Origin of the sequence: Scopulibacillus daqui (assembly GCF_016908855.1) — a bacterium.
Classification (GTDB): domain Bacteria; phylum Bacillota; class Bacilli; order Bacillales; family Sporolactobacillaceae; genus Scopulibacillus_A; species Scopulibacillus_A daqui.
On sequence record NZ_JAFBER010000004.1, the window covers coordinates 136,446 to 151,923 of the forward strand.

Annotated in this window: 15 protein-coding genes; 2 read left to right on the top strand and 13 right to left on the bottom strand. The window is 39.6% G+C overall.

The annotated features are described in order from the left end of the window. The first annotated feature begins 134 nt into the window (after nucleotides 1-134). Nucleotides 135-941, top strand: a complete 807-nt coding sequence (locus JOD45_RS05005; RefSeq protein ID WP_205002768.1) for a uroporphyrinogen-III synthase — start codon at nucleotides 135-137, stop codon at nucleotides 939-941. 64 nt (nucleotides 942-1,005) lie between these two features. Here JOD45_RS05005 and JOD45_RS05010 read toward each other — a convergent pair whose 3' ends face one another. The 5 genes from JOD45_RS05010 to JOD45_RS05030 form a co-directional block, all read right to left on the bottom strand. Continuing rightward, nucleotides 1,006-2,196: an acetate kinase gene (locus tag JOD45_RS05010; protein WP_205002769.1), complete on the bottom strand. Its 1,191-nt coding sequence runs from the start codon at nucleotides 2,194-2,196 to the stop codon at nucleotides 1,006-1,008. Nucleotides 2,197-2,210: 14 nt separating this feature from the next. Beyond that, the gene (locus JOD45_RS05015; RefSeq protein ID WP_205002770.1) at nucleotides 2,211-3,212 is read right to left on the bottom strand and encodes a class I SAM-dependent methyltransferase; all 1,002 of its coding nucleotides are present in this window, start codon (nucleotides 3,210-3,212) and stop codon (nucleotides 2,211-2,213) included. 112 nt (nucleotides 3,213-3,324) lie between these two features. Beyond that, a complete protein-coding gene (tpx, locus tag JOD45_RS05020; protein ID WP_205002771.1) occupies nucleotides 3,325-3,822 on the bottom strand; it encodes a thiol peroxidase in 498 nt (165 codons plus the stop codon). A gap of 108 nt (nucleotides 3,823-3,930) precedes the next feature. Continuing rightward, a complete protein-coding gene (ytfJ, locus tag JOD45_RS05025) occupies nucleotides 3,931-4,470 on the bottom strand; it encodes a GerW family sporulation protein (RefSeq protein ID WP_205002772.1) in 540 nt (179 codons plus the stop codon). Continuing rightward, complete coding sequence (locus JOD45_RS05030) at nucleotides 4,443-5,087, bottom strand: DUF2953 domain-containing protein (protein ID WP_239549095.1); 645 nt, start codon at nucleotides 5,085-5,087, stop codon at nucleotides 4,443-4,445. Before JOD45_RS05030 ends, ytfJ begins: the two co-directional genes overlap by 28 nt. Nucleotides 5,088-5,311: 224 nt before the next feature. Between JOD45_RS05030 and JOD45_RS05035 the strand changes: the two genes are divergently transcribed. Continuing rightward, entirely contained in the window at nucleotides 5,312-6,112 is an 801-nt protein-coding gene (locus tag JOD45_RS05035; RefSeq protein ID WP_380897185.1) for an NAD kinase, read from the top strand. 24 nt (nucleotides 6,113-6,136) lie between these two features. Here the strand turns inward: JOD45_RS05035 and JOD45_RS05040 are convergent, their stop codons facing one another. The 8 genes from JOD45_RS05040 to refZ all read right to left on the bottom strand — a co-directional run bounded on the left by JOD45_RS05040 (nucleotide 6,137) and on the right by refZ (nucleotide 15,420). Continuing rightward, nucleotides 6,137-7,735 (bottom strand): amidohydrolase, encoded by a 1,599-nt coding sequence (locus JOD45_RS05040; RefSeq protein ID WP_205002775.1) that lies wholly within the window; start codon nucleotides 7,733-7,735, stop codon nucleotides 6,137-6,139. Nucleotides 7,736-7,801: 66 nt separating this feature from the next. Beyond that, nucleotides 7,802-9,370, bottom strand: a complete 1,569-nt coding sequence (mbcS, locus tag JOD45_RS05045) for an acyl-CoA synthetase MbcS (RefSeq protein WP_205002776.1) — start codon at nucleotides 9,368-9,370, stop codon at nucleotides 7,802-7,804. A 153-nt stretch (nucleotides 9,371-9,523) separates the two neighbouring features. After that, complete coding sequence (locus JOD45_RS05050; RefSeq protein ID WP_275583925.1) at nucleotides 9,524-9,733, bottom strand: alpha/beta-type small acid-soluble spore protein; 210 nt, start codon at nucleotides 9,731-9,733, stop codon at nucleotides 9,524-9,526. Between the two features lie 148 nt (nucleotides 9,734-9,881). After that, nucleotides 9,882-11,084 carry a tRNA uracil 4-sulfurtransferase ThiI gene (thiI, locus tag JOD45_RS05055; RefSeq protein ID WP_205002778.1) on the bottom strand — a complete coding sequence of 401 codons (1,203 nt, stop codon included), beginning with the start codon at nucleotides 11,082-11,084 and terminating at the stop codon, nucleotides 9,882-9,884. 5 nt (nucleotides 11,085-11,089) lie between these two features. After that, a complete protein-coding gene (locus JOD45_RS05060) occupies nucleotides 11,090-12,232 on the bottom strand; it encodes a cysteine desulfurase family protein (protein WP_205002779.1) in 1,143 nt (380 codons plus the stop codon). A gap of 147 nt (nucleotides 12,233-12,379) precedes the next feature. After that, nucleotides 12,380-14,062 (bottom strand): septation ring formation regulator EzrA, encoded by a 1,683-nt coding sequence (ezrA, locus tag JOD45_RS05065; protein WP_205002780.1) that lies wholly within the window; start codon nucleotides 14,060-14,062, stop codon nucleotides 12,380-12,382. Nucleotides 14,063-14,448: 386 nt separating this feature from the next. After that, on the bottom strand, nucleotides 14,449-14,715 hold the full coding sequence (locus tag JOD45_RS05070; RefSeq protein ID WP_205002781.1) for a hypothetical protein: 267 nt from the start codon (nucleotides 14,713-14,715) through the stop codon (nucleotides 14,449-14,451). A gap of 30 nt (nucleotides 14,716-14,745) precedes the next feature. Continuing rightward, nucleotides 14,746-15,420, bottom strand: a complete 675-nt coding sequence (refZ, locus tag JOD45_RS05075) for a forespore capture DNA-binding protein RefZ (RefSeq protein WP_239549084.1) — start codon at nucleotides 15,418-15,420, stop codon at nucleotides 14,746-14,748. Nucleotides 15,421-15,478 lie beyond the last annotated feature (58 nt).

Here is a 15,478-nt window from a genome sequence, read left to right on the forward strand (position 1 = left end):
CTTTTAGTTTTATTATACTTGATTATTACCAATTGATAAAATAGTGAAACATTAGGCTATAATTATTGCGTCAAATACTGTAGAATATATTGTATACGAATTAAACTCATAAAATAAAAAGAGGTTCGCCATTTATGAAAGGTTTAAACGGAAAAACGATCGCTCTCGCTTCCTTAAGAAAATCAAAAGAAATAAGTCAATTAATTAAAAAGCATGGAGGGAACGTCAAAACATACGCTTTACAGGGGACGCGTTTCTTAAGAGAAGAAGAGATCTTAAAAGACATCAATCAGTTTATTGAATCTGATCCCGACTGGGCTATTTTCACAACAGGCATGGGAGCGGATGCCCTATTCACCACCGCTGAAAAACATCAGATGCTCGAGCCTTTCATCGATCATCTCAAACGTGCAAAAATTGCTGCAAGAGGACGGAAAACAGTTCAATGCCTTAATAAATATCGGCTTGCTCCGGTAATAACCGCTCATGATGGAACAGTAAAAGGGCTTATTGAAAATTTTCGTTCGGCGCCGCTAAAGGGCAAACGCGTTTTCCTGCAATTGTATGGCGAAAGTGCGCCTGAGCTTGTCCATTGGCTTAAAAGACAAGAGGCAGAGCTGATTGAGGTTATGCCTTATCGGCACATTCCCCCTGAACAAAATACCGTTCAAGCGCTTGCCGAAGAAATTATTTTTGGACATGTTGATGCCGCCGTATTTACAAGTGCCATTCAAGTCAAACATTTATTTGCTCAAATTAAAAGCAATGATTCAATATATCATAAAGTCATCGCTGCATTTAACAAGAAGGTCGCCGCTTGCGCCGTAGGTCAAGTCACTTCAAATGCTTTAAAGGATAATGGGGTCAAACGCGTGATTGCTCCCGACAATCAGCGAATGGGTGCAATGATTGTAAAACTGTCAAATTATTTCCGCGAATAGATGAAAAAAACAACCTTTTTTCGCTATACGAAAAAAGGTTGTTACAGGCAAACAGAGCGTAAAATTATAAATTCGCTAATCTTACCGTATCTCTGGCAATCATAACTTCTTCGTTTGTCGGAATGATGATGACTTTAACCGGTGAGTGCGGATAGTTAACGAATGCTTCCTTGCCTCTTACCTCATTGAGGGCCGGATCCCAATAAACACCCATAAATTCTAATCCTTTTAACACTTTAGCACGGACGACATCGCTGTTTTCGCCAATACCTGCTGTAAAGATAATCGCGTCAACACCGTGCATTTTAGCAGCATAAGAACCTAAATATTTGTGGATTCTTCCAGCAAATGATTCAAGCGCTAGTTCTGCTCGTTTATTGCCTTGTCTTGCTTCTTCTTCAATATCTCTTAAATCGCTTGAGAATCCTGAAACGCCCAGCAAGCCGCTCTTTTTATTCAAAACATTAATGACTTCTTCTGCTGTTTTGCCGGTTTTCTCCATGATATAAGGAATCAAAGCCGGATCAATATTGCCTGAACGAGTACCCATCATTACACCAGCAAGCGGTGTGAATCCCATCGACGTATCGATTGATTTTCCGCCTTCAACCGCTGCGATGCTCGCACCGTTTCCTAAATGGCAGGAAATAAGGCGCAATTGCTCGATCGGACGTTCAAGCAATTCAGCCGCGCGTTGTGTCACATATTTATGGGAAGTCCCATGGAAACCATATTTTCTAATACCGTATTTCTCATAATACTCATACGGCAAGCTGTACAGAAACGATTTCTCCGGCATTGTTTGGTGGAAAGCCGTATCGAACACAGCGACAGCAGGTACATTTGGCAAAACCTTCTGGAAAGCTTTAATACCTGTAATATTTGCCGGGTTATGAAGCGGCGCCAAATCTGACACTTCTTCAATAGCCTTAAGCACTTCATCCGTTATGAGCACGGAATCGTTGAACACTTCTCCGCCATGAACGACACGGTGTCCGATACCATTGATCTCTTCTAAAGAATCGATAATGCCAAGCGTTGTCAGCTTATCTAATAAAATTCTCACTGCTTCCGCATGATCAGGAATATCCCGTTCTTCTTTTTGTTTTTCACCGTTTGCTTCAATTGTAAAAATTGATTTCGGCAGTCCAATTCTTTCTACAAGTCCTTTTGTGATCACTTGTTCTTCCGGCATCTCTAACAATTGAAACTTTAAAGATGAGCTGCCGGCATTAATTGCTAAAATCTTAGCCAATTTCCTTCATCCCTTCATTGATGGCTTTCTTCATTATGTTGTTCTAAGTGGTGTTGAAACCAGTCATTTAATTTCACCATCATTTTTGACATGGCTTCTTTGTTTGAAAATCTTGGCATTTCAGCAAGTAACGCTTGTTTCGGAGGCACGACATGAGGCCCCTTTTTTTGTAGGATCAATATACTTCTGGCATGCTTTTCATTTTGAAACAGCGATATCGGGAGCTGTAATAAGCCTAAGATCACGGCCTCATCATACAAAAACTTATGAAACACTTTGTTCTTATCTTGGATAAAAAGATCATTAGGAATTAAATAAACAAGATAACCGGCTTGCTTAGTATATTTCAAACCTTGTTCAATCATAAGAAAATGACTGTAGGATTGGCTGTCCACTTTACCGAGCTTAAATGTTTCGGCATTCTTTTGATCCGGATATATGCCAACCGGGCTGTCGCATACGGTTATATCTACCGGATCTACAAGCATTGGGCGCAAGCTGTCTTGATGAAAAAATTCGATGTCCTTTTGTTGTAAATTAGCGTTCGTGCAAGCTAACTTTATCAGAAGATCATCTATTTCGACCCCATAGCCGCGAATATCATCGGTATGGCTTTGATTCATAATTCCCGTCAACAGATTCCCAGTGCCCGCAGCAGGATCAAGAATCGAAAACTGCTGACGTGATGATAACAATCGATTGACGAGATAACCAATAAAAATAACAACGCTGTCAGGCGTCATTTGATGCTGAGTCTGTGTAGATGATTTCATGCCTTTTAAGACGGCTAATTGGAACGACCTTCTGACGTCCTCTGCTGACATCCCTTCTTGAAAAAAGTGAGCATAAAGGCCAGACAACTTATTTTCAAGGGACTTTTGACTTACAGTTTCTCTAAAAATATTTTCACCAGTTAAACAGAGCGCTTCAAGGTAAGAGACATCTTCTTCTTTTTCAATCAACTCGGCTGATTGATCAAAGATCGCAAAAAGATGATCAACCATAGATCTTTGCATATCGCTAATCCTCCTGCAACACCACATTTACACCTATACAATAATACATAAAATACACAGAAAATCAAATAAAGAAAACTCCGACGAATCTTCGCCGGAGTGAATGTTTAAACTATTCCGCACCTTTGGCCGCTTTAAGCGCGCTTTCATAGTCTGGATGGTTTGTACCTTCACTGACATATTCCGCATAAGCCACTTTATTATTGCTGTCAACAACAAATACGGCTCTTGCCAAGAGTCTCAGTTCCTTCATTACAACACCGTATGCTTGTCCAAATGAAAGGTCTCTATGATCTGAAAGCGTTACCGCATTTTCAAGGCCGCTGTCTCCGCACCAGCGTTTTTGCGCAAACGGCAAGTCGCAGCTGATTGTTATCACAGAGACATTATCCAGCTTGGTCGCTTCTTCATTAAAGCGGCGTGTCTGCGCATCACATACACCCGTATCCAATGAAGGCACAACGCTGATAATCCGAACACCTTTATAATCATTTAATGTTTTTTCAGCGAGACTGTTATCCAACGCTGTAAAATCTGGTGCCTGATCCCCGGCTTTAACCTCTTCACCAATAAGAGTGACTGGATTTCCTTTAAATGTTACTTCAGCCAACGCTATTCCCTCCTAACAAATATATGTATAATTTAATCATACCTTATACTCGCTTTAAAATTCAAACAAAACAGCTGCAGAGCAAAAAAACTAACTGAAAAAAATCAGTTAGTTAAAAAAATCGTCTTGCTGCTGTTCGCTGTTTCTTCTTTGTTTCATCGACATTCCGCCGCGCTGCTGCTGCCTATTTTGCGAGCTGTTAGAGCTTTGCTGTCCCGATTTATTGTTTGATTGATTATTTGAAACCATTTGCTGAATTTTATCAACAGCTTGAGGAGCTAAATCAAGCAATTTTTCATATATATGGGTGCTGTTATCTAAATGAATCGTTTTCACACCGTATGGACCAACAATTAAGAAAGCAATCGGTGTAATCGAGACGCCGCCGCCGCTTCCTCCGCCGAAAGGAAGCTGGCTGCTTTGGCTGTCGTCTGATTGATCGCTGTCGCCATAGCCGCCGCTAGTGTGGTTATTGACTTGAAATTCACTGCCGCCGGCAGCGAAGCCAAAACCAACTTTAGAAACAGTTAATATCACATTGCCGTCTGGGGTTTCAATCGGATCTCCTATAATGGTATTCACATCGGTCATTTCTTGAAGACTTTCCAGGGCTGTTTTCATTAAGCCTTGTATTGGATGTTCTGACATGCAGGATGATGCCTCCTTTTCCAATATTTTGCGATCCTGTATCCTGTGATGATAGCTTTCCCGAGCCGAAATGAAATCATGCACGAAAATTCGGTTTCAGCCGCAAATGATTGGTAGACAGGCCAAACATCGATAACAGGTCTTTTTTTTAAAACAAACCACTCATCAATAAGCCTGATCAGCTGTATTTTAATCATCCAAATGACACCGGCTGAAATACCTGTTAATGCCGCATCATCTAATCCAACCTTCGTTCTCCACATTAAATGTTTTATTTTAAACCATTTAAGCAGTTGATAACGTTGATTTAAGTCTCCAAGCAGTTTAACGCCTTTCATCATTTTCGAAAATCCAGCCTTAAACTCCTCTATATTAACGGAAACACGGTCATTATCCCCATCGCTTTTTAATACCATTTTGAATGGCGAAACATCCAAATCAATATCTTCTAGATTTTTTTTTAGAATGGTCACTCCCCATACCTTTATTTTAAGTTCCCCATCAATGTCTAACTCGCTGATCAATCCTTGCAAATCAATAGATATATAAGTGCAAAACCATAATATAACGAACAGGAAAACAAAGATTAATAATATAACCAGACCTGTCATGACCATAAGCACACACTGCCCTTTATAAGTTATCCTTATTATCACCGGACTTTTTTAAAATCAAACCTTTCTTAGGGAATAATAAAGAAAACGGGCCGGCGCTCAGCCTTAGAGAAGCTGTATAACAGGCGCGCCAAAAACTAGAGAAAAGATTTTTTTATGTTGAAGCTTTGTTATTCTTATATCTTTTCTGATAATATTAATAATAGTAGTAGATAAAGGAGGCAGCTTTGATGGAACTAAGAAACAAACTTTATTTCTTTTACAAGAAAACATCGGAAAACAGAGACCAAGTCGATGCATTAAAAACATTCGCTGTTAAGCAAGGATTTAATATTGTGCAAAATGCTGAAGAAGCAAATATTATTGCCAGTATCGGCGGAGACGGTGCATTTTTACAAGCCGTCAGAAAGACTGGATTTCGCGATGATTGCCTCTATGTAGGTGTCAGCACCGGACAGCTCGGGCTTTATTGTGACTTTCATATCGACGAACAGGAAAAAATGCTTGAAGCGATGCAGCGTGAAGAAATTGAGGTTAGAAAATATCCCATCATTTCAGTCGTCATTGATGGCGAAACGCAATTTTTCTGCTTAAATGAATGCTCAATCAGGACATCAACAATAAAAGTGATGACCGCAGAAATATATATTAATGATTTACATTTCGAAACGTTTAAAGGCGACGGCATTATCGTAGCTACACCTTCGGGAACCTCCGGTTATAACAAATCGGTAAGCGGCGCTTTGATTGATCCGAAACTGCCATGCATGCAAGTCAGCGAGCTTGCTTCTGTCAATAACAATACTTTCCGGACATTAGGATCTTCTTTTGTTCTTAACGACGATAAAGAACTGACATTAAAAATTAAAAAGGGTGATAACAGCTACCCAATTATTGGCCTTGATAATGAAGCATTCAGCATTCGCTCTAATAGAGAAATTAAAATAACTTTGCCTGAACGGCGCATAAAGACAGTTAAATTAAAAAACAATTCCTTTTGGCATAAAGTAAAAAGAAGTTTTCTTTAAATAAATGAAAGCGTTTGAGCGAGCTCAAACGCTTTTATTATGATACACAATTTGATTATCTACAACCGTGCATGCTACTTTTGTTTTTAATATCTCTTCTGCCGGAATTGATATAATGTCCTTGTTTAAAATGGTGAAATCAGCTTGATAACCCGGAGCAATTCGGCCTGTTTTCCCTTCCATGCTTATGATAAAAGCGCTGCCATAAGTATAGAGCTTAACAGCGTCATACACTGATAATTTTTGTTCTGGACCGTAACCTTGATGATTTTCGCTGGGCTTCTTTCTCGTTACCGCAGAATATATTCCTGACAGCGGATTTGCCAATTCTATCGGCGCATCCGACCCCCCTGCACACACGATCCCTTCATTGATAAGTGTTTTCCAGGCGTAAGCATCCGGCAGCCGGTTTTCTCCCAGCCTTTCAATAACCCAAGGAAAGTCCGAAGCCACGAATTGAGGCTGAATATCAATAGCGGCCGGCAATTTTTTAATGCGTTCCCGAAGATCAATAGGAACAAGCTGGCCATGAATGAGACGGTCCCTTTTTCCTTTCGGCGGAGGATATGTTTCTATAGCATCAACAGCATATTCAAGCGCCAAATCTCCAATGGCATGTATAGCTACCGGCATCTGATATGTTCTTGCTTTATGAACCAATTTCTTTAATTCCTCAGGCTTGTGTATGGGAACCCCGTTGGTTTCCGGTACATCATTATAGGGATGCCTTAATAATGCCGTTCTTCCTCCAAAGGCGCCGTCCGCAAAAATTTTCATTGCGCCAAACTCGATATCGCCAATTTTCGAATCGCTGGTCCATCCGGCTTGGTGCATATCATCCACCACTTCATGATGGACTAACAAGTGAAGCCGAAACCTTCTGTTTGTCTGATTAAGGATTCGCCGGTATGCATTCAGTGTTCTTGTAAAACCGCCGTAGTAGTTAAGATCCTCACTATGTCCGCCAACACAGCCAACAGACAGTAAATAATCAATTGATGTCTGGCATATATGATCCAATTCGGCATCGGTTTGCTGCGGAATAACTTCCGTTAATAAAAATTTTGCTTGGTCCAACAACAATCCGGTCGGTTTGCCATCAGCATCGCGAACAATAATCCCTCCCGGCGGATCAGGTGTATTTTCATCAATTCCCGCTTCAGCCAAAGCCAGCGAGTTTGCTAAAATGGCATGCTGACATACTCGAGTTAAGGCCATCGGATGATGCGGAGCAATGGCATCCAATTCTCTGCGATGAAAAATTTTTCGATCGGGAAAATTATTTTCATTCCAAGCATCCCCAAGCACCCATTGGTTTGTCGGCGTTTCTCGAACGCGGCGAATTAATAGCTCCTTCATCTCTTCGCTGGAGGTAACTGTTGACAAATCAAGTCTTGATAACTTTAACCCATTGGCTAAAATATGCAAATGGCTATCAACAAATCCAGGAAAAATCGTTTTATCATGCATATTAATGATCTGGTCAATGCAATATTTATATTTGTCCTTAAGAACAAATGCCTTCCCAACTTCTTGTATCAAACCGTTTTCAACATAAATCGCTTCCTGGACATCATTTTCATTGACCATCGTTCGGACTCGTCCAAGCCAGAGAGTTCCCATGATTAGCCTCCTTTTTAGTTCAGCAGAAAAAGCCGATGCAATGATCGGCATTTTCCTGACAAGTTCTCAGACAGATTCCCTTTGCCTCAGTTCAACCCTGCGAATCTTACCGGATGCAGTTTTTGGCAAATCTTTGACAAATTCAATTTTTCTTGGATACTTATACGGTGCTGTTATGTTCTTAACATGATCTTGCAATTCTTTAACAAGATTTTTATCTTGGACGTCATCTGGATTTTTTAAAATAATAAACGCTTTGACAACATGGCCCCTTATTTCATCCGGACTTGCTACAACAGCGCATTCCTTTACTTTCGGATGTTTAACTAAGGCATCTTCTACTTCAAACGGCCCGATTGTATAACCGGAACTTATGATGATATCGTCTCTTCGTCCTTCAAACCAATAATAGCCGTCTTTATCTTTTCTAGCTTTATCTCCCGTAATATAGTAATCACCGCGATAGGCCGCTTTCGTCCGTTCCGGATCTTTAAAGTATTCCTTGAACAACGCCGGAGTGCTGCGATGCACCGCAATATCGCCAATTTCGCCAATATCGGCGGCATCGCCTTCTTCATTAATAATTTCAACTAAGTTTCCCGGAGTCGGTTTACCCATTGAACCGGACTTCATTTCCATGCCTTTGACAGTACCGACAAGAAGGGTATTTTCCGTCTGCCCATAGCCGTCGCGAACATTAATGTCAAAATAGCGCTTAAATGTATCAATAACTTCACGATTTAATGGTTCTCCTGCGGAAACTGCGCTTCTTAATTCCTTAAGGCGATAAGCGGATAAATTATCTACCTTAGCCATCAGCCTATATTCAGTCGGTGTACAGCAAAGCACATTAATTTCATATTTTTCCAACAAATTGAGGTATACTTTGGGATCAAATGGTCCCTGGTAGATAAATCCGGTTGCCCCGCTGCCAAGCGTGGAGATAAATGGGCTCCAAATCCATTTTTGCCAGCCGGGACCCGCAGTTGCCCAAACTGTGTCATTCATTTGTATATCCAGCCAGCTTGTTGAAGCCGTGCGAAGGTGAGCATAGGCCCATCCATGGGTATGTACGACGCCTTTTGGTTGACCGGTTGTCCCTGATGTATAGGAAATAAACGCCATATCATCGCTTTTAGTTTCTATTAGCGGGTTATGAGCTGATTGATTTTCAGTTATCTCATCTAACGTCATCCACCCTTTTCTAACGGCAGGCCCGGTAGTCGCTTTTAACAAAAGCTTTTCCTCATCATGCTTGTCCACACGATCGACAAGTTCTTCATGAATAACAGCCGCTTTTACTTCAGCATGTTCGATCCGGTAAGATAAATCTTTGGGGCGCAGCATTTCTGATGATGGTACAATGACTAATCCGCACTTTAAGCTTGCTATATAGGCAATGTATGTTTCTATTGATCTCGGCAGCATCATTAAAATTCGGTCGCCTTTGCCTAAACCTTTGGATAACAAACCATTCGCTAACTGATTTGAACGTTTGATTAAATCAGCATATGTGATTTCATCCGTTCGGCCCTTAAAATCCTCATATTTCAAAGCCAATCTTCGAGGGTCCTTTGCAAATTTTTCTATCTCTTCTGTTAAATTATATATTTCTGGAGCAATAAGATCTTTCACTGAAAACACCTCCCATAGTTAAGGTTAATCCTATTATATAAAATCATAGGAATATTTTGAAGATATAATCGATTTATTGCCATTAATCAGTCTTTAAACATAAAAATAAGAGCGGCAATATTGCCGCTCTTTAGCCAATGGATATATGATTTGTTAAGCTTGAGGAAAACCTTGGCCACCCAATTGTTGTTGAGCAGCTGCCACAAGACGTTTAGTGATTTCACCACCAACAGAACCGTTAGCACGAGAAGTTGTATCTGCGCCAAGTTGTACACCGAATTCTTGTGCGATTTCCACTTTCATTTGATCAAGAGCTTGTTCAACACCAGGTACAAGAATTTGATTGCTTCTGTTTGCCATCATTCTCACCTCCTTGTGCTTTTATGATTTGCTTGAGCAGACGTTTCAATTCATCATTTTCTTGGTAATTATTGATAAAACGAATGGCAATTTTTACAGTGCTCCCCCTAAGAGAAATTCCCGCCCTTCTATCATGAGGACGGGAATTTCTTTATAATAATTCATCCATTAATGTTTTATCGCTTTGCTCTCTAATATCAATCGTTTCAACGCCGTCTAAAGCTTCCTGAATTAAGGCATCAATCGGAAATTCAGCTTCAAACTTATTAGCATGTTCCCTGTTGGGTTTCGTTTTTGGCGCGCTAGGCAAAAACAACGTACAGCAATCTTCATAAGGTCTAATCGAAATATCGTAAGTATCAATTTTTTGAGCAATATCAATAATTTCAACCTTGTCCATTGTTAACAGAGGCCTGAGCACCGGCAAGTTAGTCACTTCGTTAATCGTATTCATGCTTTCAAGTGTCTGACTGGCCACTTGCCCTAAACTCTCGCCTGTAGCAATCGCCAGCGCCCCTCGTTTTTCCGCGAGCTTTTCAGCGATTCTCAGCATCATTCTTCTCATCATCGTCATTCGATAATTATCTGGCATTTTATCCCTAATTTGAAGTTGGATATTAGTAAATGGGACGATATGAAGCTTTACTTGACTGCCAAAGCTGGACAGCTTTTCAGTAAGATCGATCACTTTTTGCCGGGCGCGTTCATTAGTATAAGGAGGACTGTGAAAATGTACAGCCTCTACTATTGCTCCGCGCTTTTGCATTAAATACCCGGCTACAGGGCTGTCAATGCCCCCGGACAGCATCAGAAGAACCTTGCCGCTCGAACCTGCCGGCAAGCCTCCGGCACCCTTGAAATCTTTGCCGTAAATTCTCGTTTCATGTTCCATCACTTCGACCCTGAGATTAATGTCAGGATTGTGAACATCCACTTTAATATTTTCAGTATTCGTTAAAATGTGTGCGCCCAGCGAACGATTTATTTCATCAGATCCCATAGGAAATCTTTTGTTTTTTCTTTTGGCCGAAATTTTAAACGTCTTAATGCCATCTTCATAACTCTCAATAATATCTAATGCGCCTTTTTTCATACTCTCAATGTTATTTTCAACCTTGATGGCAGCACGAATCGTTTGTATACCGAATATTTTCGTCAAGACATCTGTCACTTGCTGCATGGGCTCGCCATTAAGCTGAACCTCGATGTCATCAAAGTGTTTTTTGAGCTTAAGCTGTTTAAACGGTTTTAATTTTTCCTTAACCGTTAAATAAAGCCTGTCAATAAATTTGCTTCTATTTTTCCCTTTTAAGGTTAATTCGCCAAATCGGACGATTAGATAGTCATAAATCACTCAGCTCACCTCATTATCGATTTTAACTGTGTCACTTTTTTATTCAGCGTGTCAATAAAAGTCATTATTTCTGCTTCCGTCGTTTGATAAGATAAACTTACTCTAATCGCTTGAGCCGCTTCATCTTCCGGGACACCCATAGCTAAAAGAACTCTGCTTGCACCGCCTTCTTTTGAAGAACAAGCCGATTTTGTAGATACATAAATGTCCTCTTCCTCCAGGGCATGAACAAGAACTTCCGACTTAATCCCTTTGACCGTCAAATTTAAAATATGAGGCGCGGCATGACAGTCAGGCGTGTGGACAACCATATGTTCATTAGTATTAAACGCATCCCTCATTTTATTTTGTAAATCTTGCAGCCTTCCCAGATGCTGTCTAGATTCTTCCAAGGTTATTCTCAGCGCTTTAACCATAGCGGCAATACCCGGCAAATTCTCTGTTCCTGCCCTGCGGTTTAACTCCTGGCTGCCGCCGGAAAAAAGCGGTGATAAATTGACGCCGCGGCGCACATATAACAGTCCTGTTCCTTTTGGACTATGGAATTTATGACCCGATATTGAACACAAATCAATACCGCTGCCAGAAAGCTTAAGCGGTACTTTACCAATGCCTTGAACATGGTCAACATGGAATAAAATTTTATTAAATGATTGAAGATAACGGCCAATTTCTTGCACAGGTTGAATCGTGCCGACTTCATTATTGACATGAATGATCGAAACCAAGATTGTATCTTCTCTTATTGCCTCTTTAACATCCTGGACAGATACGCGGCCGTCTTTTGCAACCGGAAGATAAGTAACGTCAAAACCTTCATTTTCTAATTGTTTAAAGGCATTGTAACCTGATGCATGTTCCACTCTTGTCGTAATGACATGCTTCCCTCTGCTGCGGTAAGCAAAAGCAGCGCCTTTGACAGCTAAATTATTGCCTTCAGTCCCCCCGGATGTAAAGATAATTTCGTCGTCTTTAACCCCAAGCAACTGTGCCGCTTGATGCCGCGATTTCTTAAGCATTTCCTCGGAAAGGCTCCCCAAATTATGGAGCGATGACGGATTAGCAAAGAATTTTTCAGATACAATACGAAAAGTATCTAATACTTCCGGCAATGGTTTTGTTGTAGCGCTGTTATCAAGATATATCATAAATAATAACCCCTTTGAACCTTGGCAGATTATGCGGTCAAGATATATATTGTATGTTCATTATTTTATTCTCTAATAAAGCTTGTACTCAGCGACATATATTTTAACACATCTTTCGCTATAAAAATAACCCCTGCTTGACAGGAGTTATTTTTGTTCTTCTATTTTTTTCATAACATCCGGCTCATATGACTTAATTGCTGATAAGGCGATTTCAAACGCATCCTGATAATTATAATCTCTAAAGGACTCTTCAGCTTTCATTAATTCTTCGCGAATCCGCACATCACGGATTCGATACCGGTTGCCGTATTGAATTAAACGTTCAGCCAATTGGCATGCTCTAACCATTTCATTTGTTTTCTCATAAACGTCATTCACTTTGTCGGTGGCATCATCCAGAACTTGATGGACCGCCATCATTTCAAGAGGTTTTTTATCAAGTTTTTTATTGACTTCTGCCAATACTTCTTGAGCCTCTTCCAGGACTGTAACATAAGCCTGCGGAACACCCGGCAAATTGCTTTTTCGGACAATCCTTCGGCAGTCTTGCAATTTCTGTTTCAAATTCTGAACTGATTCTTTAGCCACAAGCTCGTCCTTTCTCAGAGCTTTTATCTTTTCTTTAAAGTCATCGGCTGAATCACGCAATGCGCTTGCTTGTTCTTGCATCGCTTCAACCTTTTCTAAAATGATGCTAAAGGCTTCTTTTTTTTCTTTTAAAACTTCATCCACTTCTTTGAACTCTTCTTCAAGCTTAGCGTAAGCATGATCAATATCATGATGGACTTTTAAATCATCAATGTCTATTTGGTAGCTTTTCTGAACAGCTTCAGTTTCTTTGTCCAATTCACTTATTTTATTCCGAACGACTACCAGATCCCGTTCCAATGTCGGAGCGGCTTCTTGAAGGTGCTTTCTGCTGAAAACTTCCCTTTCAAGCTGCTGATACAGCCATTCCAATTGATCTTGAATGGTTTTAACGCCTTCGGAGATCTCATTAAATTCAGCTCTCTTCATGCCCTTTTCAAACTCTTTAAGCTTTTCTTCCATCTCTTTAACAAGATTTTCGATATCTAGATGACGGAGCACATATCCTTGTTCGATCATTTCATGATAGCCTTCATAAAGCTCTTTAATTTGCTGCGGTAAATTAATTTGAATTTCCTTATACAGGATCGGAATTTCTGCAATATATCTTAAAATAGCGTCCAATTGATTTTTTATCTGAACAAGAATTTCTCTCGCTTTTATGTAATTGCCATTTTCATTTTCTTCATGATAGCTTTTCAAGTCTTGGCTTATTTCTTTAACAGCACTATCCAAATAAGGAGCCGCATCTCTTAATTGGCTGCGTTTTGTTATCATTTCTTTTTTGACTTGATGATAGGCTTCGTTAACTTTAACGATATCTTCCCGGTTTTTCTGCTCGCTGTCAACAACTTCATGAAGTTCTTTTAACATCAACGCAATTCTTGACTCAATTTGGTCCAGTTTTTCATGTATGTTCTTCAATATTTGCTCAGCACGGCCAAAACGATACTTGTCAGCCGCTTCTTCTGCACTGAACAGCATCTCTTCTATCTCCGGGATTTCATTAGTGACGATATCGTCCCAGTTCTTGCGCCATCTTTCAAACTTTTTCTCAGTTTCACCGATAACATTTAAATCTTTTACCCTGGAAATTTCCTCTGTAATGCGGCGATTCATAATATCTATTTTCCATGATTCATACTTATCAATTTGTTTGTATGTTTTTCTCCTCATCCAAGTCCCGTATCCCGCAACAAGAATGAGCATTATAATGATACCCAAGACAATATAAAACATATGGAAGCTTCCTCCATTCTCCCTTTTCCAAAAAACGACAAATAATATATTATTATATCAAAAAGCGACGTCATATTAATATTTATGCACTATTTATCATATCATTTTATGAGCGTTTTGCTAAGATATTTTCAAAATTTTTATTAATAAAAACTGACAATTGTAAAGTTTAAATGATCATTTTGAAAAAAGGATAAAAAAGCGTGAAGAATTGAACTCTCCACACTTTCCCTTTTGATGCAAACCGCCAAGCTTCTTAATTCGCTTTTTTCAAACTCATGTTTATTTCTATTGTATAATAATCGACCCTATTTGTTTACTGTAAAAGTGATATTTTGCCTTTTTTCGTATAAAGATAATCTTAAATGTCTTCGTGATCGATCCGTTCATCGGGCTCTCCCATTTTTTAATGACTTGATTAATGGGAAAGCTGCCAAGCGGCAAGGGGATCCTTTTACTTTGCCTTTTTCAAACAATTGATTGGTTTCTTTATCTAATGCTGCAAAACCGTGTTCCTTCTCACATTTTTGATTTGGCATAAGAGAGTCTTGCCATACTAAAGTAAACCAATGACAAGCAATATGATGTTCTTCATCTTTCTTCTTCCTGTTCTTTATTCCTTGCCTGTTAATGGTTCCCAGTCCGCAATACATTTGTGTTCAAATGCGTCTGATCAGCCTCATTTATGTTGCCTTTGCTTTTAAACTCGGATACGGCAATACATGATCATAAGGCTGACCGGTTAAAATTTGGTTGGTCCAGTGTTTGATAAATGTTAGATAACAGCGGCGAAAATAATCATCTTTTGGCTGCATGTAATAGACCTTTCGTATATACTGAGGCTGAAGAAAAGGCATAATAATCATATCGCGAAACTGCATAACTAATAAATCAATTGGAATATTCTTAATCTGTCCCGTTTTAATGCCTGCTTCAAAGACTTTTTCAAAAATATACTTTTCTTTCATCAGATATGTCGACATCAATTCTCTGATTAAAACCGAATCCAGTGTCATTTCCCTGTGGACAAAGCGGGCTAAATAAAAAGCTTCTTGTTGATATTGAATCAATTGGTCAGCAATCTCCAACAATCGTTCACTAATCGTCACATTGGCTGATTCCGTGTCAATAAACGCTTGTTCTAAGTGTTGAATATAACCTTCCAAAAAAGATGACATTAAATATTCTAAAAGACCTTTCTTACCGCCAAAATAATAGGAAATAAGCGCGACATTAACACCTGCGTCAGCCGCTATGGCACGTACAGAAGTCCCATTGTAGCCGTTCATATTAAATAATTTAACCGCTGAATGAATGACTTCTTTTTTCGTTTTTTGCCCTTTTTCTTTAATATTCAATGATCATCACCTCGAATGTTCTCTATATTAAACATTCTAGGGCTTAAAAACCTTTCCT

Coding starts and splice junctions, on each gene's coding strand:
- JOD45_RS05005 (WP_205002768.1), top strand. CDS start 135: ATGAAAGGTTTAAACGGAAAAACGATCGCTCTCGCTTCCTTAAGAAAA.
- JOD45_RS05015 (WP_205002770.1), bottom strand. CDS start 3,212: ATGCAAAGATCTATGGTTGATCATCTTTTTGCGATCTTTGATCAATCA.
- ytfJ (WP_205002772.1), bottom strand. CDS start 4,470: ATGTCAGAACATCCAATACAAGGCTTAATGAAAACAGCCCTGGAAAGT.
- JOD45_RS05030 (WP_239549095.1), bottom strand. CDS start 5,087: ATGGTCATGACAGGTCTGGTTATATTATTAATCTTTGTTTTCCTGTTC.
- JOD45_RS05040 (WP_205002775.1), bottom strand. CDS start 7,735: ATGGGAACTCTCTGGCTTGGACGAGTCCGAACGATGGTCAATGAAAAT.
- JOD45_RS05050 (WP_275583925.1), bottom strand. CDS start 9,733: ATGATGGCAAACAGAAGCAATCAAATTCTTGTACCTGGTGTTGAACAA.
- JOD45_RS05060 (WP_205002779.1), bottom strand. CDS start 12,232: ATGATATATCTTGATAACAGCGCTACAACAAAACCATTGCCGGAAGTA.
- ezrA (WP_205002780.1), bottom strand. CDS start 14,062: ATGTTTTATATTGTCTTGGGTATCATTATAATGCTCATTCTTGTTGCG.
- JOD45_RS05070 (WP_205002781.1), bottom strand. CDS start 14,715: ATGTATTGCGGACTGGGAACCATTAACAGGCAAGGAATAAAGAACAGG.